The organism is Streptomyces sp. NPDC058685 (assembly GCF_042714725.1).
Taxonomy (GTDB): Bacteria; Actinomycetota; Actinomycetes; order Streptomycetales; family Streptomycetaceae; genus Streptomyces.
This window is the reverse complement of the sequence record NZ_JBHXSL010000063.1, coordinates 1-26,019: the sequence shown is the minus strand read 5'-3', so window position 1 is coordinate 26,019 and position 26,019 is coordinate 1. Positions and strand designations below refer to the sequence as shown.

General features: G+C 71.8%; 23 protein-coding genes. 12 read left to right on the top strand and 11 right to left on the bottom strand.

The features are described 5' to 3' along the window. Positions 1-2 precede the first annotated feature (2 nt). The 3 genes from ACFWU3_RS32185 to ACFWU3_RS32175 all read right to left on the bottom strand — a co-directional run bounded on the left by ACFWU3_RS32185 (position 3) and on the right by ACFWU3_RS32175 (position 2,357). Positions 3-674, bottom strand: a complete 672-nt coding sequence (locus tag ACFWU3_RS32185) for a hypothetical protein (RefSeq protein WP_384444569.1) — start codon at positions 672-674, stop codon at positions 3-5. Then, the gene (locus tag ACFWU3_RS32180) at positions 662-1,267 is read right to left on the bottom strand and encodes a SigE family RNA polymerase sigma factor (RefSeq protein WP_384444568.1); all 606 of its coding nucleotides are present in this window, start codon (positions 1,265-1,267) and stop codon (positions 662-664) included. Before ACFWU3_RS32180 ends, ACFWU3_RS32185 begins: the two co-directional genes overlap by 13 nt. A 184-nt stretch (positions 1,268-1,451) precedes the next feature. Continuing rightward, positions 1,452-2,357, bottom strand: coding sequence for an A/G-specific adenine glycosylase (locus ACFWU3_RS32175; protein ID WP_384444567.1), 906 nt, complete (start codon positions 2,355-2,357; stop codon positions 1,452-1,454). Positions 2,358-2,952: 595 nt separating this feature from the next. On the opposite strand from ACFWU3_RS32175, the gene ACFWU3_RS32170 reads away from it, so the two are divergent. After that, the gene (locus tag ACFWU3_RS32170) at positions 2,953-3,780 is read left to right on the top strand and encodes a hypothetical protein (RefSeq protein WP_384444566.1); all 828 of its coding nucleotides are present in this window, start codon (positions 2,953-2,955) and stop codon (positions 3,778-3,780) included. Between the two features lie 133 nt (positions 3,781-3,913). Here ACFWU3_RS32170 and disA read toward each other — a convergent pair whose 3' ends face one another. Then, complete coding sequence (gene disA, locus ACFWU3_RS32165) at positions 3,914-5,038, bottom strand: DNA integrity scanning diadenylate cyclase DisA (protein ID WP_313944917.1); 1,125 nt, start codon at positions 5,036-5,038, stop codon at positions 3,914-3,916. Positions 5,039-5,082: 44 nt separating this feature from the next. Continuing rightward, complete coding sequence (radA, locus tag ACFWU3_RS32160) at positions 5,083-6,537, bottom strand: DNA repair protein RadA (protein WP_384444565.1); 1,455 nt, start codon at positions 6,535-6,537, stop codon at positions 5,083-5,085. Positions 6,538-6,771: 234 nt separating this feature from the next. Here radA and ACFWU3_RS32155 point away from each other — a divergent pair, with 234 nt between their 5' ends. Then, complete coding sequence (locus tag ACFWU3_RS32155) at positions 6,772-8,436, top strand: hypothetical protein (protein ID WP_384444564.1); 1,665 nt, start codon at positions 6,772-6,774, stop codon at positions 8,434-8,436. A gap of 1,567 nt (positions 8,437-10,003) precedes the next feature. Here ACFWU3_RS32155 and ACFWU3_RS32150 read toward each other — a convergent pair. Then, positions 10,004-10,807, bottom strand: a complete 804-nt coding sequence (locus tag ACFWU3_RS32150; RefSeq protein ID WP_384444563.1) for a hypothetical protein — start codon at positions 10,805-10,807, stop codon at positions 10,004-10,006. Positions 10,808-10,847: 40 nt separating this feature from the next. Here ACFWU3_RS32150 and ACFWU3_RS32145 point away from each other — a divergent pair, with 40 nt between their 5' ends. From ACFWU3_RS32145 to ilvD, 4 genes are all read left to right on the top strand, one after another. Beyond that, positions 10,848-11,780 carry a Ppx/GppA phosphatase family protein gene (locus tag ACFWU3_RS32145; protein ID WP_313944913.1) on the top strand — a complete coding sequence of 311 codons (933 nt, stop codon included), beginning with the start codon at positions 10,848-10,850 and terminating at the stop codon, positions 11,778-11,780. Between the two features lie 22 nt (positions 11,781-11,802). Beyond that, positions 11,803-12,633, top strand: a complete 831-nt coding sequence (locus tag ACFWU3_RS32140) for a sugar phosphate isomerase/epimerase family protein (protein WP_384444562.1) — start codon at positions 11,803-11,805, stop codon at positions 12,631-12,633. Further along, positions 12,630-13,244 carry a TetR family transcriptional regulator gene (locus ACFWU3_RS32135; RefSeq protein WP_384444561.1) on the top strand — a complete coding sequence of 205 codons (615 nt, stop codon included), beginning with the start codon at positions 12,630-12,632 and terminating at the stop codon, positions 13,242-13,244. Before ACFWU3_RS32140 ends, ACFWU3_RS32135 begins: the two co-directional genes overlap by 4 nt. A 93-nt stretch (positions 13,245-13,337) precedes the next feature. Further along, entirely contained in the window at positions 13,338-15,188 is a 1,851-nt protein-coding gene (gene ilvD, locus ACFWU3_RS32130; RefSeq protein ID WP_384444560.1) for a dihydroxy-acid dehydratase, read from the top strand. 501 nt (positions 15,189-15,689) lie between these two features. On the opposite strand, the gene ACFWU3_RS32125 is transcribed toward ilvD, so the two are convergent. After that, positions 15,690-17,843: a serine/threonine-protein kinase gene (locus ACFWU3_RS32125; protein ID WP_384444559.1), complete on the bottom strand. Its 2,154-nt coding sequence runs from the start codon at positions 17,841-17,843 to the stop codon at positions 15,690-15,692. Between the two features lie 249 nt (positions 17,844-18,092). On the opposite strand from ACFWU3_RS32125, the gene ACFWU3_RS32120 reads away from it, so the two are divergent. Together ACFWU3_RS32120 and ACFWU3_RS32115 are read left to right on the top strand one after the other, a co-directional pair. Next, positions 18,093-18,434 (top strand): peptidase, encoded by a 342-nt coding sequence (locus tag ACFWU3_RS32120; protein WP_384444581.1) that lies wholly within the window; start codon positions 18,093-18,095, stop codon positions 18,432-18,434. A gap of 54 nt (positions 18,435-18,488) precedes the next feature. Further along, positions 18,489-19,016: a hypothetical protein gene (locus tag ACFWU3_RS32115; protein WP_384444580.1), complete on the top strand. Its 528-nt coding sequence runs from the start codon at positions 18,489-18,491 to the stop codon at positions 19,014-19,016. Positions 19,017-19,125: 109 nt separating this feature from the next. Here ACFWU3_RS32115 and ACFWU3_RS32110 read toward each other — a convergent pair whose 3' ends face one another. Beyond that, positions 19,126-19,587 (bottom strand): hypothetical protein, encoded by a 462-nt coding sequence (locus ACFWU3_RS32110; protein WP_384444558.1) that lies wholly within the window; start codon positions 19,585-19,587, stop codon positions 19,126-19,128. Between the two features lie 127 nt (positions 19,588-19,714). Between ACFWU3_RS32110 and ACFWU3_RS32105 the strand changes: the two genes are divergently transcribed. Beyond that, positions 19,715-20,533 (top strand): ABC transporter ATP-binding protein, encoded by an 819-nt coding sequence (locus tag ACFWU3_RS32105; RefSeq protein WP_384444557.1) that lies wholly within the window; start codon positions 19,715-19,717, stop codon positions 20,531-20,533. Then, the gene (locus ACFWU3_RS32100) at positions 20,530-21,267 is read left to right on the top strand and encodes an ABC transporter permease (RefSeq protein ID WP_384444556.1); all 738 of its coding nucleotides are present in this window, start codon (positions 20,530-20,532) and stop codon (positions 21,265-21,267) included. Before ACFWU3_RS32105 ends, ACFWU3_RS32100 begins: the two co-directional genes overlap by 4 nt. 5 nt (positions 21,268-21,272) lie before the next feature. Here ACFWU3_RS32100 and ACFWU3_RS32095 read toward each other — a convergent pair whose 3' ends face one another. Further along, positions 21,273-21,902: a hypothetical protein gene (locus ACFWU3_RS32095; RefSeq protein ID WP_384444555.1), complete on the bottom strand. Its 630-nt coding sequence runs from the start codon at positions 21,900-21,902 to the stop codon at positions 21,273-21,275. Further along, positions 21,895-22,401 (bottom strand): SigE family RNA polymerase sigma factor, encoded by a 507-nt coding sequence (locus ACFWU3_RS32090; protein ID WP_384444554.1) that lies wholly within the window; start codon positions 22,399-22,401, stop codon positions 21,895-21,897. The genes ACFWU3_RS32095 and ACFWU3_RS32090 overlap by 8 nt, the downstream gene beginning before the upstream one ends. Before the next feature lie 139 nt (positions 22,402-22,540). Between ACFWU3_RS32090 and ACFWU3_RS32085 the strand changes: the two genes are divergently transcribed. Both ACFWU3_RS32085 and proC read left to right on the top strand, forming a co-directional pair. After that, entirely contained in the window at positions 22,541-23,473 is a 933-nt protein-coding gene (locus ACFWU3_RS32085; RefSeq protein WP_384444553.1) for a L,D-transpeptidase, read from the top strand. A 172-nt stretch (positions 23,474-23,645) separates the two neighbouring features. Continuing rightward, entirely contained in the window at positions 23,646-24,455 is an 810-nt protein-coding gene (gene proC, locus ACFWU3_RS32080) for a pyrroline-5-carboxylate reductase (RefSeq protein WP_384444552.1), read from the top strand. Positions 24,456-24,521: 66 nt separating this feature from the next. On the opposite strand, the gene trpS is transcribed toward proC, so the two are convergent. Then, positions 24,522-25,517, bottom strand: a complete 996-nt coding sequence (trpS, locus tag ACFWU3_RS32075; protein WP_384444551.1) for a tryptophan--tRNA ligase — start codon at positions 25,515-25,517, stop codon at positions 24,522-24,524. Between the last annotated feature and the right edge of the window lie 502 nt (positions 25,518-26,019).

Sequence of the window (26,019 nt, the reverse complement as noted above, 5' to 3'; positions counted from 1 at the left end):
TCTCAGTTCCCGTCCGGTTGCGGCGCCTCGGAGGCGACCACGTCGCCTTCCCCCACCGCTCTGCTGAATTCGTTGCGCACCCAGTACTGCTGGGTGAACTTGCCGCTCGTCCAGTGGTACGTGGTGATCTCCTCGCCGGACGGCTCGTCCACCGGATCACCCTTGGCGTACACCTGCTTGGTCACGACCAGGTCGCCCCGGTCGATGGCGGAGTAGACCGCGGGCTCCTCGGCCGCGAAGACATTCTCGTACCTGCTGCCGTTCTCGCGGTACACATATGTGCCCATGCCCACCGCGTCGCCGCAGGTCATCACGTTGACGACGACATCGGGCACGGTGCCGCCGGTCAGATTCCCGTACGAGGTGTCCACCGGGTACGAGTCACGGCTGCAGGGCTTGAGGTCGGCCTTCACTCGCTCGCTGACCTTCGGGTCGCTCTTGATCAGCTCCACCGCGTCCACGGTCTTGGCGAACTGGGTCTCGCCCGTCGTGGAGGCGCCGGCGGACGGGGTGGCCTTGGCGACGGCGTCCGCGTGAGCCGCGCCCTCGTCCTGCACTCCGGTGCCGCCGGTGGAACACGCGACGGTGAACAGGCCGACGGCGGCGAGCCCGGCAATCGCCGTGCCGCTCGCCGCCAGTGATGCCCTGCCGCCCCTGGATGTCAGGCCGCGCACCTCTCCTGCCCCCGATCTCCCCCGTGGCCCTTCGGGCGCGGGAGATGCTTCAACTGCTCACCATCACGCCGCAGCTCGCCGCGCTCCAGAGCGCGCGCGTCCAGATCCCGGCTCTCCAGCTCCTGACGGAGGCGGGCCAGTGCCCGGTGCAGCGTGCTCTTCACGGTACCTGCCGACATCCCCAGGGCGGCAGCCGTCTCCTCGGTGCTCATCTGCTCCCAGTGTCGCAGCACCACCACGCTGCGCTGCTTGGGAGCCAGCACCTTCAGGACGTCCATGAGCAGGGCACGGTCGGCGCGCTGCTCGCTGCCGTCCTCGACGCTGGCGTCGGGCAGCTGCTCGGTGGGCACCTCTTCGAGGCGGCGGGCCCGCCACCACTCGGTACGCGTGTTGATCATGACGCGGCGGAGGTAGGCGTCGGCCAGCGACTTGTCGGCGATACCGTCCCAGCGGCCGTAGGTGCGGGCCAGAGCGGTCTGCAGCAGGTCCTGGGCGTCGATCGGGTCGGGCACGAGACGCCGGGCGCTGCGCAGCAGAGCCTCCTGCCGTGTGCGTACGTACTCTTCGAATTCGAGCACCTCGCCGTGCGCCATTCCAACCGCCTCCGTCCCCGTGACAAGCAACTGCTTTCCGTTACGCCACAGAAGCTACGGAGCGGTTGTCACGGGCCTGTGCGGAGCAGCCGTCGGACGGCGCACGGCCATCCATCGGTTGTGTAACAGCCGATGTTTCAGGTCCGGTTCGGGTGGGAAAGCCCCGTGCCCGGCGGGCCGTTGTTCAGCCCGGCAGTCGGTACGTACCGTCGTCCAGCGGCTCGACGAGTCCGTCCGCGACGAGTCCGTCCAGGGCTCGCGCCCGCTGCACGGGTTCGTGCCAGACCGCGTCCAGTGCCGACTGGGGCACCGGCACGTGCGCCTCCCGGAGAACGGCGAGGAGCCTGCCGCGCACCTGACGGTCGGTGCCCGCATAGGTCTGGCCCCGGCGGGCCGCGCCTTCGTGCGCGGGTTTGCCGGCCAGCCGCCAGGCGCACTGCCCGGCGATCGGGCAGCGGGAGCAGTCCTCGTTCCGCGCGGTGCACACGAGCGCGCCGAGCTCCATGGAGGCCGCCGCCCACCGGGCCGCCGTCCTCTCGTCGTCGGGCAGCAGCGCGCGGGCCAGCTTGCGCTCGGCCGCGGTGGTCGCCGTCGGCGGGTACTGGACGCCGGTCGCCGCCCGCGCGAAGACCCGGCGGACATTGGTGTCGAGGACGGCGTGGCGCTGACCGTAGGCGAAGGAGGCCACCGCGGCCGCCGTGTACTCACCGATTCCCGGGAGCGAGAGCAGCTGCCCGTGGTCGCTCGGCACATCGCCGCCGTGCCGCTCCGCTATCGCCTGCGCGGCTCCGTGCAGCCGCAGCGCGCGCCGCGGGTAGCCGAGCCGGCCCCAGGCGCGAACGGCCTCGCCGGGCGCCTCGGCCGCGAGGTCGGCAGGCCGGGGCCAGCGGGTCATCCACTGTTCGTACACGGGCAGGACCCGGCTGACCGGAGTCTGCTGGAGCATGAACTCGCTCACCATCACGCCCCAGGCACCCGCGTCGGGGCGGCGCCAGGGCAGATCACGGGCGTGCTCGTCGAACCAGTCGATGACGGGGGAGTGGAGGGACGCCGCGTCGGCGCGGGCGGAGTGTGTGGTGGTGTCAGTCATGGCACTCCGATCCTGGCACGTCCGAGCGGACGGAGGGCGCATCCGCCGGTGGCCCGGCGCGGGGCGTGGGTGATGGCGCTCCCGGGAGGCGGGTTCCCCGGGTCGGGCCGGGTGGGTCCCTCGGGCGCGCCTTGCCGGGTGACGGGTTCCCCAGGGCCGGCGCTCATGCGTGGCCGGGGACCGGACCGGGAACCCGGCGCGCGGTGTCCGGGCACCGGCGGCCGGTCCCTGCCCGGTAGGACACCGTCGGCCAAGACGACGACGGCGACGACCGAGCCGCGAGACGGCGAAGGTCCGCCTCTGGGTGACGCACGTGAACTCCCGTTGTCCGCAAGCCGCCGGACGACGGCGGGTGCGGCCCGCGGCACAGAACCCTTGCCGAAGCGCCGAGTTGGCCGAGGCACGCGACCGCTCCGGTCGGCGATCACGCAGCGTGCGCTCCCGGGCGGATCGGTCACCCGTTGCTACCGGCGCGTGCGCGACCGACGGCTGCGGGCCGCGCCGAAACGTCCGGCCGGGATGATGATCCGCAGAACTTGCAAGGAGAGCGGCGGGTGGGACGGGAGTTGGCCCAGATCTCTCGTAGAGTTCGGGTGTGGGATCTCTGCGCAATCCGATCGGGCCGCTCCCCTCCTCCATCTACTGGCGACGGAGGGCAGTCGCGCTGTCGTTGGTCGCGCTGCTCCTGCTCCTCGTCGTATGGGCCCTCACGTCGGGCGGAGGCGGCGGAGACAAGGACGACGGCGCCAACGGCGGTCCCTCGCCCGCCACTTCGATCACACCCGGACCCACGTCCTCGGGTCCCGCGATCAGCGAACAGCCCGGTGGCCGCGACACCGGCGGGACCGGTGAGAGCAACGGCGGTGGCGGAACCGGCGGTACGGGCGCGGACGGCGGAGCCGGCGGCGACGGTGGCGCGGGGACCGGCGGAGGCGGAGCCGCGGGTGGTGCCGGTGGCGCGGGCGGTGCCGGCGGAGCCGCGGGCGGCTCGGCGGGCCAGCAGGTGCCGGCCGGTTCGACTCTGCCCAACTGCACTCCCGGCGCACTGAAGTTGACCCTGCGCAGCCTCAAGGTGTCGTACGAGCCGGGCGAGAAGCCCACCTTCCAGCTGGTCGCCTCCAACTCGTCGTCGGCGACGTGCAAGGCGGACTTCGGTCCCCGGGCGGCGGTGCTGACCGTCACCGACAACCGCGACGACGAGGTGTGGTCGTCGAAGGACTGCCCCTCGGCCGCGGCCGGCGTGCTGCTGAGGGTGCCGGCGGGTCAGACGATCACGTACACCGTGCAGTGGGACCGCAGGCAGAGCGAGCCGCAGTGCGCCACGCCGCGGCCGGGGGCCGCGCCCGCCGGCACGTATCTGGTGGAGGCGAAGTTCCCGGGCGTGACCGTGCTGCCGGCGTCGTTCCGCCTGGAGAAGGACTGAAGCCTGCCGATCGGCTCAGGCCGAACGACAGGCTGTGCAGGAAGCAAACGACAGGCTGTGCAGGAAGCGCGAGCCCGACTTCGACGACAGCTCCAAGAGCCCGTGGTGCGGATCAGGCCCGACGGGGCAGCCCTCAGACGTACCGCTCCAGGATCGAGGACTCCGCGAGCCGCGACAGGCCCTCGCGGACGCTGCGTGCGCGTGCCTCGCCCACACCGTCGACCGTCTGGAGGTCGTCGACGCTCGCGGCGAGCAGCTTCTGCAGCCCGCCGAAGTGCTCCACCAGCCGCTCGATGATCGCGCCCGGCAGCCTCGGCACCTTCGCCAGCAGTCGGTAGCCGCGCGGGGAGACCGCGGAGTCGAGGGTCTCGGGCGAGCCGCTGTAGCCCAACGCCCTTGCCACTATGGGTAGTTCCAGTAGTTCCGTGTGGGTCAGGGAGTCCAGCTCGAACAGGGCCTCGTCGACCGTGCGGGACCGCTTCGCGGTGGGTTCGGGCACATAGTCCCGTACGACCAGCTCGCGCTCGGGCTCGACGCCCGCGATCAACTCGTCCAGCTGGAGGGAGAGCAGCCGCCCGTCGGTGCCCAACTCGACCACGTATTCGGCGATCTCGGTGGCGATCCGGCGCACCATCTCCAGTCGCTGGGCCACGGCCGTGACGTCCCGGACCGTCACCAGGTCCTCGATCTCCAGCGCGGAGAGCGTGCCCGCGACCTCGTCGAGGCGGAGCTTGTAGCGCTCCAGGGTCGCGAGGGCCTGGTTCGCGCGGGACAGGATCGCGGCCGACTCCTCCAGGACCCGGCGCTCCCCGTCCACGTACAGCGCGATGAGGCGCATGGACTGCGACACGGACACGACGGGGAAGCCGCACTGACGCGACACCCGGTCCGCCGTCCGGTGACGGGTGCCGGTCTCCTCGGTGGGAATCGACGCATCCGGGACCAGCTGCACACCGGCCCGGAGGATCTTGGTGATGTCCTTGTCGAGGATCAGCGCGCCGTCCAGCTTGCACAGCTCGCGCAGCCGGGTCGCGGTGAACTCGACATCCAGCACGAAGCCGCCGGTGCACATCGATTCGACCGTTTTGTCCATGCCGAGGACGATCAGGCCGCCGGTGTTGCCGCGGAGGATCCGCTCCAGGCCGTCGCGCAGGGCCTGGCCGGGCGCCACCGCGCTCAGGGCGGCGCGGATCAGTGCTTCGTTGCCGGAGCCTCCGCCGGACTTTCCGGGTGCTGCTGCCCGGTCGTTGGCTGCCACTGCACTCCTCCGGCTCGTACGGATGGGCGAGACCAGGGCAAAGTCTACCGGCGCGTGTCGTCGTCCCGTGGGGCCTCCGCACGCTCTTTGCGTGGTGCCGTGACCGGAGCCCCCTCCGAACCCCTCTGCCGCCCGCGTGGCAGCACCCTCAGAGCATCTCCGACATCGGCCACTTCCGTCACCTTCATGCCCGGTGGCACCTTGCCCGGGTCGGACGGGACGAGGGCGTGCGTGAAGCCGAGACGGTGGGCCTCGGAGAGTCGGCGCTGCACACCCGTGACGCGTCTCACCTCGCCCGCGAGGCCGACCTCCCCGATCGCGACCAGATTCTTCGGCAGCGGGGTGTCGCTGGCGGCGGAGGCCAGGGCGAGCGCGATCGCCAGGTCCGCCGCGGGCTCCGAGAGCTTCACGCCGCCGACCGTCGCGCTGTAGATGTCGCGCTTGCCGAGAGCGGTGATGCGGCCGCGCTGCTCCAGGACGGCGAGCATCATCGAGACCCGGGAGGTCTCCAGACCCGAGGTCGTGCGCCGGGGGGAGGGGATCTGCGAGTCGACGGTGAGCGCCTGCACCTCGGCGACGAGCGGGCGCCGGCCCTCCAGGGTGACCGTCAGACAGGTGCCGGGCACGGGCGCGTCCCGGCGGGTGAGGAACAGGCCCGAGGGATCGGTGAGTCCGGTGATGCCCTCGTCGTGCAGCTCGAAGCAGCCGACTTCGTCCGTCGCTCCGTAACGGTTCTTGACGCCCCGTACGAGACGCAGCCGCGCGTGCCGGTCGCCCTCGAAGGAGAGCACGACGTCGACGAGGTGCTCCAGCAGCCGCGGTCCGGCGATCGCGCCGTCCTTGGTGACATGGCCCACCAGGATCGTGGACATCCCGCGCTCCTTGGACGCGCGGATCAGCGCGCCGGCGACCTCGCGGACCTGGGCCATGCCGCCGGGCGCGCCGTCGATCTCGGGGGAGGCGACGGTCTGGACGGAGTCGAGGACCAGCAGCGACGGCTTGACCGCGTCCAAGTGCCCGAGAACGGCGGACAGATCGGTCTCGGCCGCCAGGTAGAGGTGGTCGTGCAGCGCGCCGATGCGGTCGGCGCGGAGCCGGACCTGGCTCGCCGACTCCTCGCCCGTCACATACAGGGTCCGGTGCTCGTCGCTCGCGGCCTTGGCGGCGACGTCCAGCAGCAGGGTGGACTTGCCGACGCCAGGCTCACCGGCGAGCAGCACCACGGCGCCGGGCACCAGCCCGCCGCCGAGCACCCGGTCGAGCTCGTCCACCCCGGTGGAGCGGGCCGTCGCCTGCCGCCCGTCGACCTGGCCGATGGGCAGCGCGGCGGTGGAGACGCGACCGGCGGCGGTGGTGCGGACGGCGGGCGCGCCGTACTCCTCGATCGTGCCCCAGGCCTGGCATTCGGGGCAGCGGCCGAGCCACTTGGCGGTCGTCCAGCCGCACTCGGTGCAGCGGTAGGACGGCCGGTCCTTCGCGGATTTCGTACGGGCAGCCATGCGGTGAACCGTAGCGGGGGCCACTGACAACGAGGTCACCGCCGTCCCCGGAGCCCTGGCGCGCACCGGGCGCGAACGGCCTCACGGACAGCGGCGGAACGCATGGGCACACGCCCGTCCGTCCCGGGATGAATAAACGATTCCTGTCCCCCTTCGAGCGAACTGTTCACCCGTAAGGATTAAAAGTGTTCAAGGGGTACGAAGTGGGTGTGTTCCTGCGCCTACGGTCACGGCGTGACGAGCAGCAGGCTGGAACCACCCACCGACACCACCGGCGCACGACGGGCGCACCGGCGCACGTCTCGCACCCTCACGCAACAGCCGCCCGCGCGTTATGAGCCGTACCTCGACGGCCTGTTCACCTACTGCCTCTCCGTGCTCTGCGACCACGACGCCGCGACCGCGCTGCTCGGCGATGTGCTCGCGATGGCGGAGCGGCAGTACGGGCGCAGCCCGGCGGACGAGTCCGGACGCAAGGCGTGGCTGTACGCGCTGGCGCGCTGGGCCTGTCTGCGCCGGCTGGCCGAACAGCGGCGCAGCCGGCAGGGGGCGCACGCCGGCAGACCCGCCGTGTCCGAGGAGCGGCCCCGGGTCTCCGAGGAGGCCGCCGAGCGCCGCCGCTCCGAACTGGCCCTGCTGGCCTGGCCGGAGGCGGCCGGCACTACGCCCGAACAGCGCGAGGCGCTCGAACTCGCCGTACGCCACGGGCTCGGCGCGCGTGAGGTCGCCGCGGTCCTCGGCATGGACGCGACCGTCGCCCGCGAACTGCTGGCCGCCGCGGCGTGCGAGGTCGAGCGCACCCGCGCGGCGCTCGCGGTCGTCGAGAGCGGCAACTGCCCCTCCGTCGCCCGGCTCACCGGCGACCACCGGGTGCTGCTCTCGGCGGCGCTGCGCACCGAACTCGTCCGGCACGTCGACGACTGCCCCCGCTGCCGCCGCGCCGCGGAGCGGGCCGGCGCGGGCGGGCCGTGGCCGGGGTCGGCCGTCAGCCCGGCCACACTGCCCCTGGTCGAGGCGCCGCGGGCCGCCGCGTACATCGCGATGCTCCACGTCCCCCGGGCGCGTGCGACCGCACCCCGCTTCGGGCCCGGCGGCTTTCCCCTCGACCCCAAGGACCACGCGGCCCGTCGCGACCGGCTGCGGGCCCGCGCGGTGACCACCACCGTCGTGGCGACGGTCGTCGCCGCGCCGGTCCTCGCGCTGTGGGCGGCCTACCGCGGGGCGCCGCTGACGGGCGAGGGTGAACACGGCGGAGCCTCGGTCACCGCGAGCGACACGGCGGAGGACGGGGGCCTGGAGGGCCGGCCCTACGACCACTACGAGAACGCGGGCAACGCCCGGGCCGAACCGGCGTCCCCGTTCACCGCGCCCTCCGCGTCGCCGGACGTCTCGGTCGAGGTCATCAGCGCGGGCACACCCCCGCCGCCGTCCCGCCCCGGCATGCCGGCCCCGGGCCGCCTCACGGTCGAGGCGGAACCGTCCGGCGACACGACCCGCATCACCCTCCGCGCCTCGGGCGGCTCACCCGTCACCTGGTCCGCCTGGACGAACGCCCGCTGGCTCTACGTGAGCCACACCTCGGGCACGCTGCGCCCGGGTGAATCGGTGACGATCCACGTGACGGTGGACCGGGCGCGGGAGCCGGTGGGGGCGTGGAGCGCGCGGGTGGGAGTGGACCCGTCCGGAGCGGTGATCTCGGTCCGCGGCCACGGCCGCCCCCACCCGCCGACGCCGCACCCCCCGACCTCGGAGCCCCCGCCGACGCCCCCCTCGACCCCACCCCCGACGGACCCCCCGTCCCCGACCCCGTCGGAGGAAACCCCTTCCCCGACCCCGACGCCTCCGTCCTCGCCCCCACAGGAACCGAGCCCGTCGGACTCCCCGCCGTCGAGTTCCTGAGGGCCGGAAGAGGCCGGCGCGGGGCTGGTGCCCCACACCCCTTTTTGCGCGCGGCAGCGTCGCGCTGACCTCACCGGTCCGGTCCGGTGCAGCCGGGAAGGGTCTTGGTGTGCTGCGCCCCCAGGCCCCGTGCCTGCGGCTGCTGCGCGCCGTCTTGGGCCGGGCGCACTTGCTCAGTGCAGGTGAAGGAAGGGGTTGTGTGGGGCTGGCCCCCCGCGGCTTCGCGCCGGCTCCGGCCGGGCGGCGCGAACCACACCTGTCCGGTGAGGGTGGGGGAGGGGTCTGTGTGGGGCTGCGCCCCACTGCCCCGCCGGCTCGGCAGTTTCGCGCCGCGAGGGCCCGGCCGCACTCGCTCAGTGCGGTTGAAAGGAAGAGGTAGGCGCGGGGCTGGTGCCCCACGCCCCCTGGCTGCGGCAGCGTCGCGCCGCATCCCACCCCGGCCGCCCGAACCGGCGCGGGCTCACATATACGCGCACCGCCACCGGGCCGCGCCCTCGACCTCTGGCAGGGGGCGTGCAGGGTCGTCCCCGCAGGGGATCGGCGGCAACACCCGGGTGACCAACACAACAGACCTGTACGCCGCCGACCCCGAGGAGTCGAGCCCGGAGGGCCCCCGGACCCGACGCCGGACAAGGCCCAGGGTCGAATGCGCCTGTTCAGTGCGGGTGAAGGGGGATTCAGCGGGGCTGCGCCCCACACCCCCTGGCTGCGGCAGCTTCGCGCCGCATCCCACCCCAGCCGCCCGAACCGGTGCGGGCTCACATGTCCCCGCACCGCCACCGGCCGCGCTCTCGACCGCCGGACCCGACGCCGGACAAGGCCCAGGGTCGAATGCGCCTGTTCGGTGCGGGTGAAGGGGGATTCAGCGGGGCTGTGCCCCACGGCCCCAGCTGCGGCAGCTTCGCGCCGCACCCCACCCCGGCCGCCCGAACCGGCGCGGGCTCACATATACGCGCACCGCCACCGGCCGCGCTCTCGACCGCCGGACCCGACGCCGGACAAGGCCCAGGGTCGAATGCGCCTGTTCGGTGCGGGTGAAGAGGGATTCAGCGGGGCTGTGCCCCACACCCCCTGGCTGCGGCAGCTTCGCGCCGCATCCCACCCCGGCCGCGCCAGCCGGCGCGGGCTCACATGTACCCGCACCGCCACCGGTCGCGTCCTCTGGCAGGGGGCGTGCAGGGTCGTCCCCGCAGGGGATCGGCGGCACGACCCGGGTACGCAACGCAACGCGGCTGTACGCCGCCGACCCCGAGGAGTCGAGCCCGGAGGGCCCCCGGACCCGACGCCGGACAAGGGCTTGAGGCTCAAGCACCCCGGCTCCCGCTCAAGAGCCCGAGGTCCGCCACCGGCCGGGTCCTCGACCCGCGGCAGGGGGCGTGCAGGGTCGTCCGCAGGGGGGCAACACCCGGGTGACCGACACAACACCGCTGTACGCCGCCGACCCCGAGGAGTCGAGCCCGGAGGGCCCCCGGACCCGACGCCCGACAAGGACCCGAGGCTCAAAGACCCGCCCCGGACCCGGGCTCCCGCTCAAGAACCCGCGCCCCCAAGCACCCCGCCCCCGCAACTACTTCGGGTCCGCCGGATGCGGTGCCACCAACGGCAGTTGCGAGGCCAGCCTCGCCTCGCACAGTTCCGTCAGGACCCCGTACGCCTCCTTGCCCATCAGCTCCGTCAGCTCCGGCCCGTACGTCACGTACACCGGATCCCCCGCCCCGTGCGCCGACGTCGCCGACGTGCACCACCAGTGCAGGTCGTGGCCCCCCGGGCCCCAGCCCCTGCGGTCGTACTCGCCGATCGAGACCTGGAGCACCTTCGTGTCGTCCGGGCGCTCGATCCACTCGTACGTACGCCGCACCGGCAGCTGCCAGCACACGTCCGGCTTCGTCTCCAGCGGCTCCCGGCCCTCCCGCAGCGCCAGGATGTGCAGCGAGCAGCCCATCCCCGCCGCGAACCCCGGGCGGTTCTGGAAGATGCACGAGCCCTTCCAGCGGCGCGTCTGGCGTTCGCCGTCGTCGTCGACCTCCACCCAGCCCGTCTCGGTCCCCACGTCGTGGAACTCCCACAGCTCCGGGGTGAGCCGCGCGACATGCTCCGCGACCCGCTTCTCGTCGTCCTCGTCGGAGAAGTGCGCCCCCAGCGTGCAGCAGCCGTCGTCCGCGCGGCCCGCCTGGATGCCCTGACAGCCGCTGCCGAAGATGCACGTCCAGCGGGAGGTGAGCCAGGTCAGGTCGCAGCGGAAAACCTGCTCGTCGTCGGCGGGATCAGGAAATTCCACCCATGCGCGAGCGAAGTCCAGACCCTTCTCGTCGCTCTGGATCTTCTTCGGGGGGAGGGCTTTGCCCTGCTTCGCCTTTTTCGTCTTTGGCACAGGTCCAGCGTATGCGCGCACCGGCAGTAGCGTTCAGTCCATGAGACTCGGAGTTCTCGACGTCGGTTCGAACACGGTGCACCTTCTGGTGGTGGACGCGCACCCCGGTGCCCGCCCGCTGCCCGCCCACTCCCACAAGGCGGAGCTGCGGCTCGCCGAGCTGCTGGACGAGGCGGGCGCCATCGGCCCCGAGGGTGTCGACCGGCTGATCGACACCGTCGCGGCCGCCGCTCAGGCCGCCGAGGACCAGGGCTGCGAGCAGGTGCTGAGTTTCGCGACCTCCGCCGTACGGGAGGCCACCAACGCCGACCTGGTGCTGGCCCGGGTCAAGGCCGAGACGGGCGTCGACCTCACGGTGCTCACCGGCGAGGAGGAGGCGCGGCTCACCTTTCTGGCCGCTCGCCGCTGGTTCGGCTGGTCCGCCGGCAAGCTCCTCGTCCTCGACATCGGCGGGGGATCGCTGGAGATCGCGTACGGGATCGACGAGGAGCCCGACGCCACGGTGTCGCTGCCGCTCGGCGCGGGCCGGCTGACCGCGGCCCGGCTGCCGGGAGACCCGCCGGACCCCGAGGATGTTCGAGCGCTGCGTCGCCATGTGCGTGCTGAAATCGCCCGTACGGTGGGTGAGTTCAACCGCATCGGCAAGCCCGACCACATCGTGGCGACGTCCAAGACGTTCCGGCAGCTGGCCCGTATCGCGGGAGCCGCGCGCTCCGCGGAGGGTCTGTACGTGCAGCGTGAACTAAGTCATAAATCGCTGCAGGAATGGGTCCCGAAACTCGCCGGGATGACCGCCGAGCAGCGCTGCGCCCTGCCCGGTGTCTCCGAGAGCCGCGCCCCTCAGCTGCTGGCGGGAGCCCTGGTCGCGGAGGGTGCGATGGAGCTTTTCGGCGCGCAGGTGCTGGAGATCTGTCCCTGGGCGCTGCGCGAGGGCGTCATCCTGCGCCGTCTGGATCACCTCCCCACCGCCTAGCGACGGCCCGTACCCTGTCTCCGTGGCAGAACCAGTGGTGCGCATCCCGGATGCGAAGGTTGTCCTGTCGACGGCTTCCGTCTATCCGGAGTCGACGGCGACGGCCTTCGAGATCGCCGCGCGCCTGGGCTACGACGGCGTCGAGGTCATGGTCTGGACCGATCCCGTCAGCCAGGACATCGAGGCGTTGCGCCGCCTTTCCGACTATCACCAGGTGCCGGTCCACGCGATCCACGCCCCGTGTCTGCTGATCACGCAGCGGGTGTGGTCCACCGACCCGTGGTTGAAGCTCCAGCGTGCCCAGGCCGCCGCCGAGAAGCTCGGCGCGTCCACGGTCGTGGTGCACCCGCCCTTCCGCTGGCAGCGCCAGTACGCCCGGGACTTCGTCAGCGGTATCTGGCGGATGGCGAACGAGACGGATGTGCGCTTCGCCGTCGAGAACATGTACCCGTGGCGCTACCGGGACCGCGAGATGCTCGCGTACGCCCCCGACTGGGACGTCACCAAGGAGGACTACCGCCACTTCACGGTGGACCTCTCGCACACCGCGACCTCCCGCGTGGACACCATGGCGATGGTGGACCGCATGGGCGACCGGCTCGGACACGTCCACCTGGCCGACGGCAAGGGGTCCGCGAAGGACGAGCACCTCGTGCCGGGCCGGGGCAACCAGCCGTGTGCCGAGCTGCTGGAGCGGCTCGCCCGCGGCGGCTTCGACGGTCATGTGGTCATCGAGGTCAACACCCGCCGTGCGATGTCCGCGGCCGAACGCGAGGCCGATCTCGCCGAGGCCCTCGCCTTCACCCGGCTGCATCTGGCGTCCGCCACCTCGTCGGGAGTGCGCGGCTCATGACGGACCCGACGGCGCCCCGGCGCCGCGGCCGCCCGGCCCGTACGGAGGCGGCCGAGGGCCCCGGCGCCCGGGAGCGGATCCTGGAGGCCGCCCGCACCGAGTTCGCGGAACGCGGCTACGACAAGACGACCGTCCGCGGCATCGCCAGGGCGGCGGATGTGGACGCGGCCCTGGTCCATCATTACTTCGGTACGAAGGAAGAGGTCTTCGCGGCCGCCATCGAGGTGTCCTTCGAACCGAGCCTGGTCGTCCCGGTGATCCTGGGACAGGGCACCGACGGCATCGGCGAGCGGCTCGCCCGCTTCTTCATCGGCGTGTGGGAGAACCCGGCCACCCGGGGCCCGCTGCTGGCGATCATCCGCTCCGCGCTCACCCATGACGCGGCGGCGACGGTGCTGCGCGGCTTCCTGCTGCGGCGGCTCCTGGAGAAGATCGCCGGGGAGCTCGACGTACCGGACCCGAAGTTCCGCGCGGAGCTCGCCGCGTCGCACATGATCGGCATCGCGATCCTGCGCTATGTCATCAGGGTGGAACCCCTGGCCTCGGCCGATCCCGAGACCATCGTGGCGATGGTGGCTCCCACGCTGCAGCGGTATCTGACCGAAGCGTGAGCCGTGCGTCCCGCATAGCGGACGGTGTGTCCAGATCTTGGATCGGCGGCGTACGCTCGAATGAGTCCTACCCCTATTGAGGAGCGAGCGACGATGCCCGAGCTGAGGTCCCGCACAGTCACCCACGGCCGCAACATGGCGGGCGCCCGCGCCCTTATGCGGGCGTCGGGCGTAGCGAGCGCGGACATCGGCAAGCCGATCGTCGCGGTCGCCAACTCCTTCACCGAGTTCGTGCCCGGCCACACGCACCTCGCCCCGGTCGGCCGGATCGTCTCCGAGGCGATCCTGGCGGCGGGCGCGGTGCCGCGTGAGTTCAACACGATCGCGGTCGACGACGGCATCGCGATGGGTCACGGCGGCATGCTCTACTCGCTGCCCTCGCGCGACCTGATCGCCGACAGCGTCGAGTACATGGTCGAGGCGCACTGCGCCGACGCGCTGATCTGCATCTCCAACTGCGACAAGATCACACCGGGCATGCTGATGGCCGCCCTGCGCCTCAACATCCCCACCGTCTTCGTCTCCGGCGGCCCGATGGAGGCCGGCAAGGCGACGCTCGTCGACGGCACGGTCCGGAAGCTGGACCTGATCAACGCGATCTCGGACGCGGTCAACGAGAACGTCTCGGACGAGGACATCCTCCGGATCGAGGAGAACGCCTGTCCGACCTGCGGCTCGTGTTCCGGCATGTTCACCGCCAACTCGATGAACTGCCTGACCGAGGCGATCGGCCTCTCCCTGCCCGGCAACGGCTCGGTGCTCGCCACCCACACCGCCCGCCGCGCGCTGTACGAGAACGCCGCCCGCACGGTCGTCGACATCACCAAGCGGTACTACACCGAGGACGACGAGAGCGTCCTGCCGCGCAACATCGCCACTCGCGCGGCCTTCGACAACGCCATGGCGCTCGACATCGCCATGGGCGGTTCGACCAACACGATCCTGCACCTGCTCGCCGCAGCGCAGGAGGCGGAGCTGGACTACGACCTCGACGACATCAACGACGTCTCGCGGCGCGTGCCCTGCCTGGCCAAGGTGGCGCCGAACGTCGCGCCCGGAGGCACGTACTACATGGAGGACGTGCACCGCGCCGGCGGCATCCCGGCGATCCTCGGCGAGCTGTACCGGGCGGGTCTGCTCAACGAGGACGTGCACACCGTCCACTCCCCGGGCATCAAGGAATGGCTCGGCACCTGGGACGTGCGCGGCGGCTCCCCGTCCGAGGAAGCGGTCGAACTGTGGCACGCGGCGCCGGGCTGCAAGCGTTCCGCGGAGGCTTTCTCGCAGTCCGAGCGGTGGGATTCGCTGGACGTCGACGCGGCCGGCGGCTGCATCCGGGACCTGGAGCACGCGTACTCCCTGGACGGCGGTCTCGCCGTGCTGAAGGGGAATCTCGCCGTCGACGGCTGTGTCGTGAAGACGGCAGGCGTGGACGAGTCGATCTGGACCTTCGAGGGACCGGCCGTCGTCTGCGAGTCGCAGGAGGACGCGGTCGACAAGATCCTCACCAAGCAGATCAAGGAGGGCGACGTCGTCGTCATCCGCTACGAGGGCCCCAAGGGCGGCCCGGGTATGCAGGAGATGCTGTACCCGACGTCCTTCCTGAAGGGCCGCGGCCTGGGCAAGGCTTGCGCACTGGTGACGGACGGCCGCTTCTCGGGCGGCACATCGGGCCTGTCGATCGGCCACGCCTCACCCGAGGCGGCGTCGGGCGGCACGATCGCGCTCGTCGAGGACGGCGACCGCATCCGCATCGACATCCCGAACCGCACGATCGACCTGCTGGTCACGGACGAGGAACTGGCGTCCCGCCGCGAGGCCCTGGCCGGTGCGTACGCACCGAAGAAGCGCGAACGGAAGGTGTCGGCGGCGCTGAGGGCGTACGCGGCGATGGCGACGAGCGCGGACAAGGGAGCGGTCCGCGACGTCTCCCGCCTCGGCTGACGCTGGGACCGGACGGGCACGCCCGGCCCGTCCGGTCCGGGAGGCCGTCTTCCGCCTCGGTGATTCGTGGGGCGGGGCGAGCCATTCCCGCCTGTCCGCGGACGGGGACGCCGTTCACCGCCTCGGCTGACGCTGACCCGGGCGAGCAGTCCAGCCGGCCCGGCGCTTGAGGACTCGGCCGCCATGGGTGATGCCGACTGCCGCGCCACGCCCGCGGCCAGGGACGCCGTCCTGCGCCTCAGCGATGCGCGGGCCGGGCGGGCAACTCCAGCCCGTCCGGCGTTTGAGGACACGGCCGCGGGCCGTGCACCCGTCCCGCCGCGGCGGTTCTGCGGCTGTCCGCGGTTGATGCCGACTGCCGCGCCAGCACGCGGCCCGGGACGCCGTCCTCCGCCTCAGCGATGCGCCGGCTGGGCGAGCAATCCCAGCCCGTCCGGCCCTTGAGGACACCGAGGGACACCGAGGGACACCGAGGGCACGGCGGACACCGCCGCACGCCCCTCACCACCGCCCCGCGTCCCCCGCCGTCACTCCGAACACCGACCCGTCCGGCGCCGTCGCGTACACCCGCCCCGCCAGAACGACCGGCGCCGGCAGCGCGGACGCGAACGTGAACTTCCCGTCGTCCATCCGCGGCTTCGTCTGACCGGTCAGTACCCCGCGTTCCGCGTCCACCGCCAGCAGCCGCCCGTCACCGGCCGAGACGAACACCCCGCGCGCGTCCGCGGCCGGACGCGACAGGTTCGTCACCGCCGTCTCCAGCCGCCACCGCACCCCCTTCTCGCCGACCGCGAGCAGCGAGCCGCCCGACCCGCTCACGTACACCGAGCCGCCGTGGACCGACGCCTGCGCCTGGTCGATCGGGGCGCCCAGCGGGACTCGGCCGACCGTGCGGTCGCCCCCGACGCCCACCCCCACCCGTACGACCGCGTCCGTGAAGCCGTCGAGGTCGGCGGAGAGCAGGTACAGCACGCCGTCCGCGGTCTGTACCGGCGTCAGCGAGCCCTTGATCCGCTTCTCCCACAGCTGGTCGCCACTCGCCGGGTCGACCGCGGCCACCACCGTGGACGTCCCGTCGGCCGACGGGGTCGCGGACATCACCGGCCCCTTCCCGCCCGGGGAGGAGACCCACTGCGTGCCGACGCCACCGCGCTTGCGGGTCCAGCGTTCCGCACCCGTCGCGGCGTCGACGGCCCGCACCAGCCCGGCCTCGGTCACCAGCAGCACCACGTCACCGGCGTACCGCACGGTCGAGTACCGCGAGATGTCGGTCTCCCGCCGTACCGCACCGGAGGCGGGGTCGAGCGCGTAGAGACGGTCCCCTCCGGGGGCGACGACGTGCAGCAGTCCGCCCGCGGCCACGGGCGTCATGCCCTCGTCGGTCTGCCCCTCGTCCTTCTTCGCGGAAGCCCTGCCGGCCGGCAGCGACCAGTCCGTCGTGCCGTCGGCGGGGTCGAGGCGGGCGGCCCTGATCCCGGGCGCCGCGCAGTACAGACGGCCGCCGGCGGCACCGCACACCGGGGTCTTGTTCTCCGCGTCACCGCCCACCAGCGGCACACTCCAGGCCCGGAATGCCTGCTCCGTGCGGGGCGCGGCGGCCACCGGCGGCGACGGGTCGTCGTCCGCCACGGCGTTGACGACGGCGATCCCGGCCGTGACCAGTAGCGCGAGGCCCGCGGCCGCCCACCGCAGCCTGCGGCCGGGGCCCCTCGTACGCGGCCGTTCGTCCGGGGTCCGCGACGCGCCGTCCTCGACCCGCGGCGCGCTCTCGCGGGGATCCGGCGTGCGCGGCCCCGGAATGTACGCCTGGGTGTCGCACGACGAAGAGGGCGAGGACTCCCGCAGCGCGACCATCACCTCGTACGGTGTCGGCCGGTCCGCCGGGTCCTTCGCCAGGCACCGCCGGAACAGCGGTACGAGATCGGTCGGCACGCCCGCCAGTTCGGGCTCGTTGTGCACCACCTGGTACGCCACGATGTAGTGGCTGTCCGAGTCGAACGGCCCGCGTCCGGTCGCCGCGTGCACCAGCACCGCGCCCATCGCGAACACGTCCGCGGCGGGTCCGACCTCGCGCGGCCGCTGGAACTGCTCGGGTGCCATGAACGGCGGCGTACCGATCAGCTTCCCGGTCTCCGTCCGCAGATCGCTGTCCGAGGGGCGGGAGATCCCGAAGTCGATCACCTTCGGCCCGTCGGGCGCGAGCAGCACATTGCTCGGCTTGAGATCGCGGTGCACCACGCCGGCGCGATGGATGTCGCGCAGCGCCTCGGCGAGCCCGGCACCGGCCCTGCGCAGTTCGTCGGCGCTCAGCGGACCGTTCCGTTTCACCCGCTCGGCGAGGGTGGGCCCGTCGATGAACAGCGTGGCCATCCAGGGCCGTTCGGCCTCCGGGTCGGCGTCCACGACGGGCGCGGTGAAGGCGCCGCTGACCCTGCGGGCGGCGGCGACCTCCTGCCGGAAGCGGGCCCTGAACTCCGGGTCGGACGCATGCTCGGCATGGATGACCTTGACGGCGAGCCGCAGCCCGGATGCGGATGTGGCCAGATGCACCACCCCCATGCCGCCTGTTCCGAGGCATCCCTCGAGGCGGTACTGCCCGGCATACTCCGGATGCTCCGCTTCCGGCGACTGCCCGGTGCTGCGCAGCGGTGGCATCTCCCACCCCCGTGTTCGTGGTGCGCACGCGCGACTCACGGAGCCTAGTCGATGGTGCGTGCGATACAGGTGTGGCTTGTTAGCCTGCGCGGCGTACAGTGCCCGAACAGTGCACATACAGCAACGGGGGATATTTTCATGGCACTTGAGGAAGTACGTCCTGAAATCGATGATCGTGCCGAGGCGCCGTCGGACACGGCCGCCGCCGGCTCGGACATCGCCACGGCCGCCGCCGGCCTCGACACCGTCGTGAGCCTCGGCGCGCTCGACTCGGAGTCGCCTGAAGCGCAGGAAGCGCCCGCAGCGGACGCGGACGTCGAAGGAGACGTCGGTGCCCGGTCCGCCAAGCGCTACCCGGTCGCACCCGGCCACCGCGTGAACGTCCGCAGCGGCCCCGGCACGAACTACCGGCTCGTGAAGGTGCTGCCGCTCGGCGCGAGCGTCCCGATCAACTGCCAGAAGCCGGGGGAGCGCATCAGCGGTCCCTACGGCACCACCAACCTCTGGGACAACATCGCCAACGGCCAGTTCGTCTCCGACGCCTACGTGCGGACCGGCAGCGACGGATATGTGACCATCCGCTGCTCCTGACCGCACGGTTCCGAGGGGATAATCGACCTCGTGAGCGAGCAGAGCGACAGCAGCGTGCAGACCGGCGGCGGCGTGCAGGGTGACAGCAGTGTGGCGGGCGCCGGTCCGCAGCCCGAGCCCATCCGTTTCTTCGGCACGACCTGGGTCGGCCACGACGAGGGCTACGGGCTGCGCCGGGTCGGCGCGGCCGCCGGTTCGCTGCTCGCCGCCGTCGCCGCCTGTCTGGTGCTGCGGTTCGCCTACCAGGGCCTCGAGATCGCCGCGGTCGGCGGCTTTGTGAACATGCTGGTCATCGTCATGTTCGCGGTCTGCAGCGCCATCGCCTTCCGTAAGACGTGGGAGGGCTTCAGCAGCAGGCCCACCGGCGCGGCCACTCCGGACGCGCTGCGCAGCCTGCGGGCGATCGGCTTCGTCGGTGTCCTCCTGGCGTACTTCCTCCGCTCGCTCGTCGAGGCGCCGGGCGAGAAGCTGCACCGCCAGGAGTACGAAACGGCCCGCGCCCAGTACGAGAAGCGCCGCGCCACCCGCACCGGCAACCCGGCCGCCCGCAAGGGCAAGGGCGGCAAGCCCCGCCGCCGTTAGAGGCGAGCACTACGCGCACCCGGCGGTACGCGGCCGCGCCGAACGGCGGAGCGGCCCGATGGGCGCGCCCTGTGCCTGGGCGGCGCACCTCGTCATCCAGCCGGACTGCTCACCCCTTCCGGTGCGAGAACCGCCCCACCAGTCCCACGACTCCCGTCACCAGCAGGCCCCTCCACAGGCTGTCCCAGACGCCGGAGAAGAATCCCTGTGATGTGAGCGCCTGATGCACCACCACATCGGTGGCCGCCATCAGCGCGCCGGGGACCACGGCGACCCGCCACGGGTGGGCCGCCGCCCAGCGCCGTATCCGCCGGTCGGACGGGTCACCCGTCGCCGGCCGTCCGCCGAGCACCGCGCCCGCTCCGCCGACCATGAAGAACAGCATCAGCCCGACCGAGAGCGAGCCGGCCACCAGGCCGAGCCCGACGCCGTCGCTGATCGCACCCAGCGCGAGCGCGACACCGCCGCCCAGTCCGCCGACCGCCGCGGCCGCACGCCACGGTCCGAGTGTCGCCGAGGCGACGGCGAGCCGCCGCTGCTCGGCCCTGGAGATCTCACTGTTGTGGCTCATATGCCCACGGTCGTCCGCCCTTCCCCCGAATCGCCATAAGGGATCGCCCTGACCCGCCCCCCATCTCTCGGCGGCGGCCGCTCCCGGTCTCTTGACGGAGGGCACTCCCGTGAGGATTATTCATCGCATGATGAATTCTTCTGGGGTTGCCGTACTGGCCCGCGGCCTCACCGTCGTACGAGGGGACCGCACCGTCCTGCGCGGTATCGACTTCACCGTCACACCCGGCCGGATCACCGGCCTCCTCGGACCGTCCGGCTGCGGCAAGTCGACCCTCATGCGGGCACTCGTCGGAACCCAGGCCCACGTCACCGGCACGCTCGACGTCCTCGGCAGGCCCGCGGGCGACGCGGCCCTCCGCTCCCGCATCGGCTACGTCACCCAGGCCCCGTCCGTCTACGACGACCTGACGGTGCGCCAGAACCTGGAGTACTTCGCCTCGGTCCTGGAGCCCGGACGCCGGCACCGCGACGCCCGGCACGAGCACGTCGACCGGGCCATCGCCGACGTCGACCTCGTCTCGCACGCCGACTCCCTCGCCGGACGGCTCTCCGGCGGCCAGCGCAGCCGCGTCTCGCTCGCCGTCGCCCTCCTCGGCACCCCCGAACTGCTGGTACTCGACGAACCGACCGTCGGCCTGGACCCCGTCCTGCGCCGCGATCTGTGGGACCTCTTTCACCGCCTCGCCGACGAGCGCGGCACGACGATCCTCGTCTCCTCCCATGTGATGGACGAGGCCGAACGCTGCCACCGCCTCCTGCTCATGCGCAAAGGCGAGATCCTCGCCGAGGACACCCCCGACGACCTGCGGTTCCGTACCCGTTCCGAGACGGTCGAGGCCGCCTTCCTGCACCTGGTCGACCAGGCCGCCGGCCGCGGGCCGACCGGTGCCGACGTCCGGCACGAGACCGCCTCGACCGACGCCATCCAGGAGAACGCCCGATGAGCACCGCCCGCACCCTCGCCACCGCCGGCCGCGTCCTGCGCCAACTGCGCCACGACCGGCGGTCCATCGCCCTGATGGTCCTCGTCCCGTGCCTGATGCTCTTCCTGCTGCGTTACGTCTTCGACGGCAGCGAGCGGACCTTCGACTCCATCGGCGCCTCGCTGCTCGGCATCTTCCCGCTGATCACGATGTTCCTGGTGGCGTCCATCGCCACCCTGCGCGAGCGCACCTCCGGCACCCTGGAACGACTGCTCGCCATGCCGCTCGGCAAGGGCGATCTGATCGCCGGCTACGCCCTGGCCTTCGGCCTCGTCGCCGTCGTCCAGTCCCTCCTCGCCACCGGCCTCGCGCTGTGGGTGCTGGGCCTGGACGTCGTCGGCTCGCCCTGGCTGCTGCTCCTCGTCGCGCTGCTCGACGCCCTGCTCGGCACCGCACTCGGCCTCTTCGTCTCGGCCTTCGCCGCCTCCGAATTCCAGGCGGTGCAGTTCATGCCGGCGGTGATCTTCCCGCAGCTGCTGCTCTGCGGTCTGTTCACCGCGCGCGACCAGATGCAGCCCGTCCTGGAAGGGATCTCGAACGTCCTGCCCATGTCGTACGCCGTCGACGCCATGACCGAGGTCCTCCACCACCCGGACGCCACGGGTGACTTCATCCGCGATGTGCTGATCGTGGCGGCCTGCGCGGTCCTGGTGCTGGCGCTCGGCGCGGCGACCCTGCGCCGCCGTACGGTCTGAGGCTCCTACGTGAGCGTGACGGTGTCGCCGACCTTCAGCCGGTCGTAGACCCACTTGGCATCGGCGGCCGGCATCCGCAGCACGCCCGGGTGCATGCGGATGCCCGAGACGTGGTCCGCGACCAGATACAGCGCCTCACCGTTCGGCAGCGAGAGATTCACCGCCCAGTTGACCTCGACCTCGTACGCGGTGTCCGGCGGGGTCGACAGCAAGGCAGGGAGCTTCAGCTTCGGGTTCTTGAACGCGACCTTCGCCTTGCCCGCGGTGACGTCGTCACTCATCGTCAGATGGAAGGACCGGGCCTTCTCACCGGCCGGCCGGAGCGTCAGCACCTTCGTGCGGATGTCGATGCGGGGAGGGGCGTACACGAACACGGGAGCCGACGACGGGCTCGACGGATCGATCGCCACCGGCCGCCGGTCCTCCTTGTGCCCGTCCATCACCCATGGCACCCCCACCGCGGCACCCGTGCCCAGCACCACGACGGCGGCTGTCGCCACGAGAGCCCGCCGGCGTCGCCCGCGTGCCTCACCGCGCCGCCGGATCTGCCCGCCCGACAGCGTCGGCGGCACGGAAGCGTCGGCGGCCAGTACCCGCAGCGCGGAACCCAGCTCGTCCGGCTCGTGCTCAGACACGGCTGCCCTCCCTCTCGTCCGCGGGCTCACCCGGAGACAACAGTTTGGCGAGAGCGGCACGCCCACGCGACAGCCGGGCCTTGACGGTCCCCGTCGGGGACCCTGTCTCCGCCGCGATCTGCTCGACGCTCAGATCGCACAGATGGTGCAGCACCACCGCGTGCCGCTGCGGCTCCGGCAGCTGCCGCAACGCCTGCACCAGCATGGTGTGTTCCGGACCGGGGCCCGGCACCCGGTCCGCAGGCGCCTGGTGGCGCACCAGCTCCACCCACCGCTTCGCCCGGCGCCACCGGCTCACCGCGAGCCGCATCGCGACCGTACGGATCCACGCCTCGGGAGCCTCGTCCACCAGCAAGGAGGCACGACGGTCCCAGGCCCGGACGAACGCCTCCTGGACGACATCCTGCGCCTCGCCGTGATCACCGGTCAGCGCGTACAGCTGCCCCACCAACCGGGGGAAAGCGGTCGCGTAGAAGGTGTCGAACTCCTCCTCGGTCACGAGCGGTAGGACAACCCTCGCCCCTCCGCGGTTCCACGGAAAACCGTCTTCCCGACGTGCAACCCGAAGCCTCCCGCCGTGCGTACAGAAGCCGGACACGATCCGGCTGATGACCAGCCGGCCCAGGGGGAGGAAACTCATGCGACGACACATCGCCGCCGCCGTACTCGGTATGACCTGCGCACTCGCGCTCACCGGCTGCTCGGACACCGGCGTCCTGCCGGACGCGGCCGCCGCCGAACGCCCCGAGGCCACCGCGTCCGCCCCCGCGAAGCCGAAGCCCACGGCGACCCCGGTGTCGCCCACCACCCTCGGCCACCTCGCCGAGGCATCCGTCAACATCACCGACGGCGCACGCGTCGGCGTCGGCATGCCCATATCGGTGACCTTCGCCCAGCCCGTGCCCCGGGCCGAGCGCGCCGATGTGGAACGCCAGCTCAAGGTCACCGCCGACCCCGGTGTCGACGGAGCCTGGGCCTGGATCAAGGACCACAACCACCACCTGGGCCAGCGGGTCGACTTCCGGCCCCGTACCTTCTGGAAGCCGGACACCGAGGTCAGCGTCCAGGCCGGCCCTGAGATCTCCCGGTCCTTCACCATCGCCCGCTCGCTGGTGGCCACGGTCGACGTGCGCACCCACCGGATGACCGTCGTCAAGGACGGCGCCCCCACGCAGAAGATCCCGATCACCGCGGGCCGCCCGCCCTACGACACGTGGAACGGCACCATGGTCGTCCTCGACAAGCAGCGCAAGGTCCTCATGGACTCCCGCACGGTCAACATCGCCGACCCCTACCGCGGCTGGTACGGCTACGCCGTCCACCTCACGACGTCGGGCACCTACCTCCACGAGAACAAGCGGGCGAACGTCTACGCCGGCGAGGCCAACGTCACCCACGGCTGCGTCGGCCTCGCCGACGACGGCACCGCCCGCAGGTTCTACGAGCAGGTCATCCCCGGCGACGTCGTCCGCGTCGTGAACTCCAAGGACCAGGTGGCCCCCGGCAACGGCTACGGCGACTGGAACCTCTCCTGGAGCGAGTGGCGCTCCCGCAGCGCCCTCAACGCCTGACCGGAACCCGATCGCACCCCGACCGGGGCACCGGCCGGGCGCCGGACGGACCGGCGTCCGGGGGCGCGGCACGGAGCTCACCACCCGTACCGCCCCTCGGACGCACCGGCGCCGTCCCGCCCCCGGTGCGAGGATGAGCGCACATATCCCCACCGGCGAGGTGAACAGATCCATGACCCAGACAGTCGCAGTCCTCGGCACGGGCAAGATCGGCGAGGCACTCCTCAGCGGCATGATCCGAGCCGGCTGGCGGTCCGCCGACCTGCTGGTCACCACCCGTCGCTCCGACCGCGCCACAGAGCTCCGCACCCGCTACGGCGTCGAGCCGGTCACCAACGCCGAAGCCGCCAAGCGGGCCGACATCCTCATCCTGGCGGTGAAGCCCCAGGACATGGGCAAGCTCCTCGACGAACTCGCGCCCCACATCACCGCCGACCGGCTCATCATCAGCGCCGCTGCCGGCATCCCCACCTCCTTCATCGAGGAGCGCCTGGCCGCAGGCACTCCCGTCGTCCGTGTCATGCCCAACACCCCCGTGCTCGTCGACGAGGGCATGTCCGTGATCTCCGCCGGCAACCACGCCACCGCCGGCCACCTCGCCCACGCCGACGAGATCTTCGGCGGCGTCGGCAAGACGCTGCGGGTCCCCGAGTCCCAGCAGGACGCGGCCACCGCCCTGTCCGGCTCGGGACCGGCGTACTTCTACTTCCTCGTCGAGGCCATGACCGACGCGGGCATCCTTCTCGGCCTGCCCCGCGCCCAGGCCCACGACCTCATCGTGCAGGCCGCCATCGGCGCCGCCATCATGCTCCGCGACAGCGGCGAACACCCCGTCAAACTCCGTGAAGCCGTCACCTCCCCGGCAGGCACCACGATCAGCGCCATTCGCGAACTCGAGAACCACGGTGTGCGCGCCGCCCTGATCGCCGCCATCGAGGCGGCCCGCGACCGCAGCCGCGAGCTCGCCTCCGGCAACGGCTGACCGCCGCTCCTCTCCTGCCGTTCCGTTCACCGCCGCGGCGCCACGGCGGTGAACGGACCCGGCCGGCTACCGGGGAAGCAGCCCGATCGCCTCATAGGCGGCGTCCACCCTCGGCCGGGCCATTCCCCTGGCCCGCTCCGCTCCCTTCCTCACCACCTCGTCGACGTGTTCCGCGTCCGCCGCCAGCTCGGCATAGCGCTCCCTGATCGGCCTCAGCAGTTCCACCACCGCGTCGGCCGTGTCCCTCTTCAAGGCCCCGTACGACTCGTATACACCGGCCAGCTCGATCGGGTTCCCACCCGAACAGGACGCCAGGATCTCCAGGAGATTCGCGATGCCCGGACTGTTCTCCCGGTCGTACGCGACCTCGCTGCCGCTGTCCGTCACCGCGCGCATGATCTTCTTGCGCACCACGTCCGCGTCGTCGAGGAGATAGATGATTCCGGCGCCCGACTCGTGCGACTTCCCCATCTTCGACGTGGGGTCCTGAAGGTCCATGACCCGCGCAGCGACAGGGGGGTGCGTCGCCTTCGGCACCGTGAAGGTGTGCCCGTACCGCTGGTTGAACCGCACGGCGAGATCCCGGGCCAGCTCCACATGCTGCGTCTGGTCCTCACCGACAGGGACCTCGTCCGTCCCGTAGGCCAGGATGTCCGCCGCCATCAGCACGGGATAGGTCAGCAGGGACACCCGCACGCTCTGTCCGGCCGCCCGCGCCAGCGCGCCCTTCTCCTTGTACTGGATCATCCGCCGCAGCTCGCCGTCCGTGGCCGTGCACTCCAGCAGATACGAGAGCCGGGTGTGTTCGTCCACATGGCTCTGTACGAAGAGAGTGCACAGCACCGGATCCAGCCCCGCGGCCAGCATCATCGTGGCCGCCTGCCTGCTGAGTCTGCGCACGCGCGCGGGATCGTGGTCGATCGTCAGAGCGTGCAGATCGACCACGCTGAACAGCGCGTCCGCCTCGTGCTGGTCGACCTCGACCCACCGCCGCAGTGCCCCGAGGTAGTTGCCCAGCGTGAGGTGCCCTGTCGGCTTGATCCCGCTGAAGATCCGCGTCATCACGTTCTCCGTCTCCTGATCGGAGCCGCCGCACCGAGCGGCCGGCCCCCAGGGAAGGGAGTAACGAAAACGGCCGCCGAGGCGGCGGCCGTTGGGTGCATACGTGCGTGCCGGCCGCCGTCAGGCGGCCCACCACTGAAGGAAGCACGTACGCGAGGTCATGCAGCCGAGGCTACGGCACCGGGCGCCGGTTGACACGGCAAACACGGGTACGTAGTGTTCTCCGAGTTGTCCGACGTGAGCACCGACTTCGGTTGGTCCCCGGACAGCCATTCCGCAGGACACACTACGAGCGAGCGACACTTGTCGCCCGTCTTTCTGTGCGCGTTTGCGAAATGAGGAATCTGCGTTCGAACGGACGCAGCCCCGATTAGCGTCGGGGCGGATGATTCCGCTAAAGTCTCACTCGTCGGAACGGCCCAACAGCCGGAATGACAACCCGAGTTCGACCGGGAATCAGGCCCGAAAGGATCTGATAGAGTCGGAATCGCCGGAAAGCCGA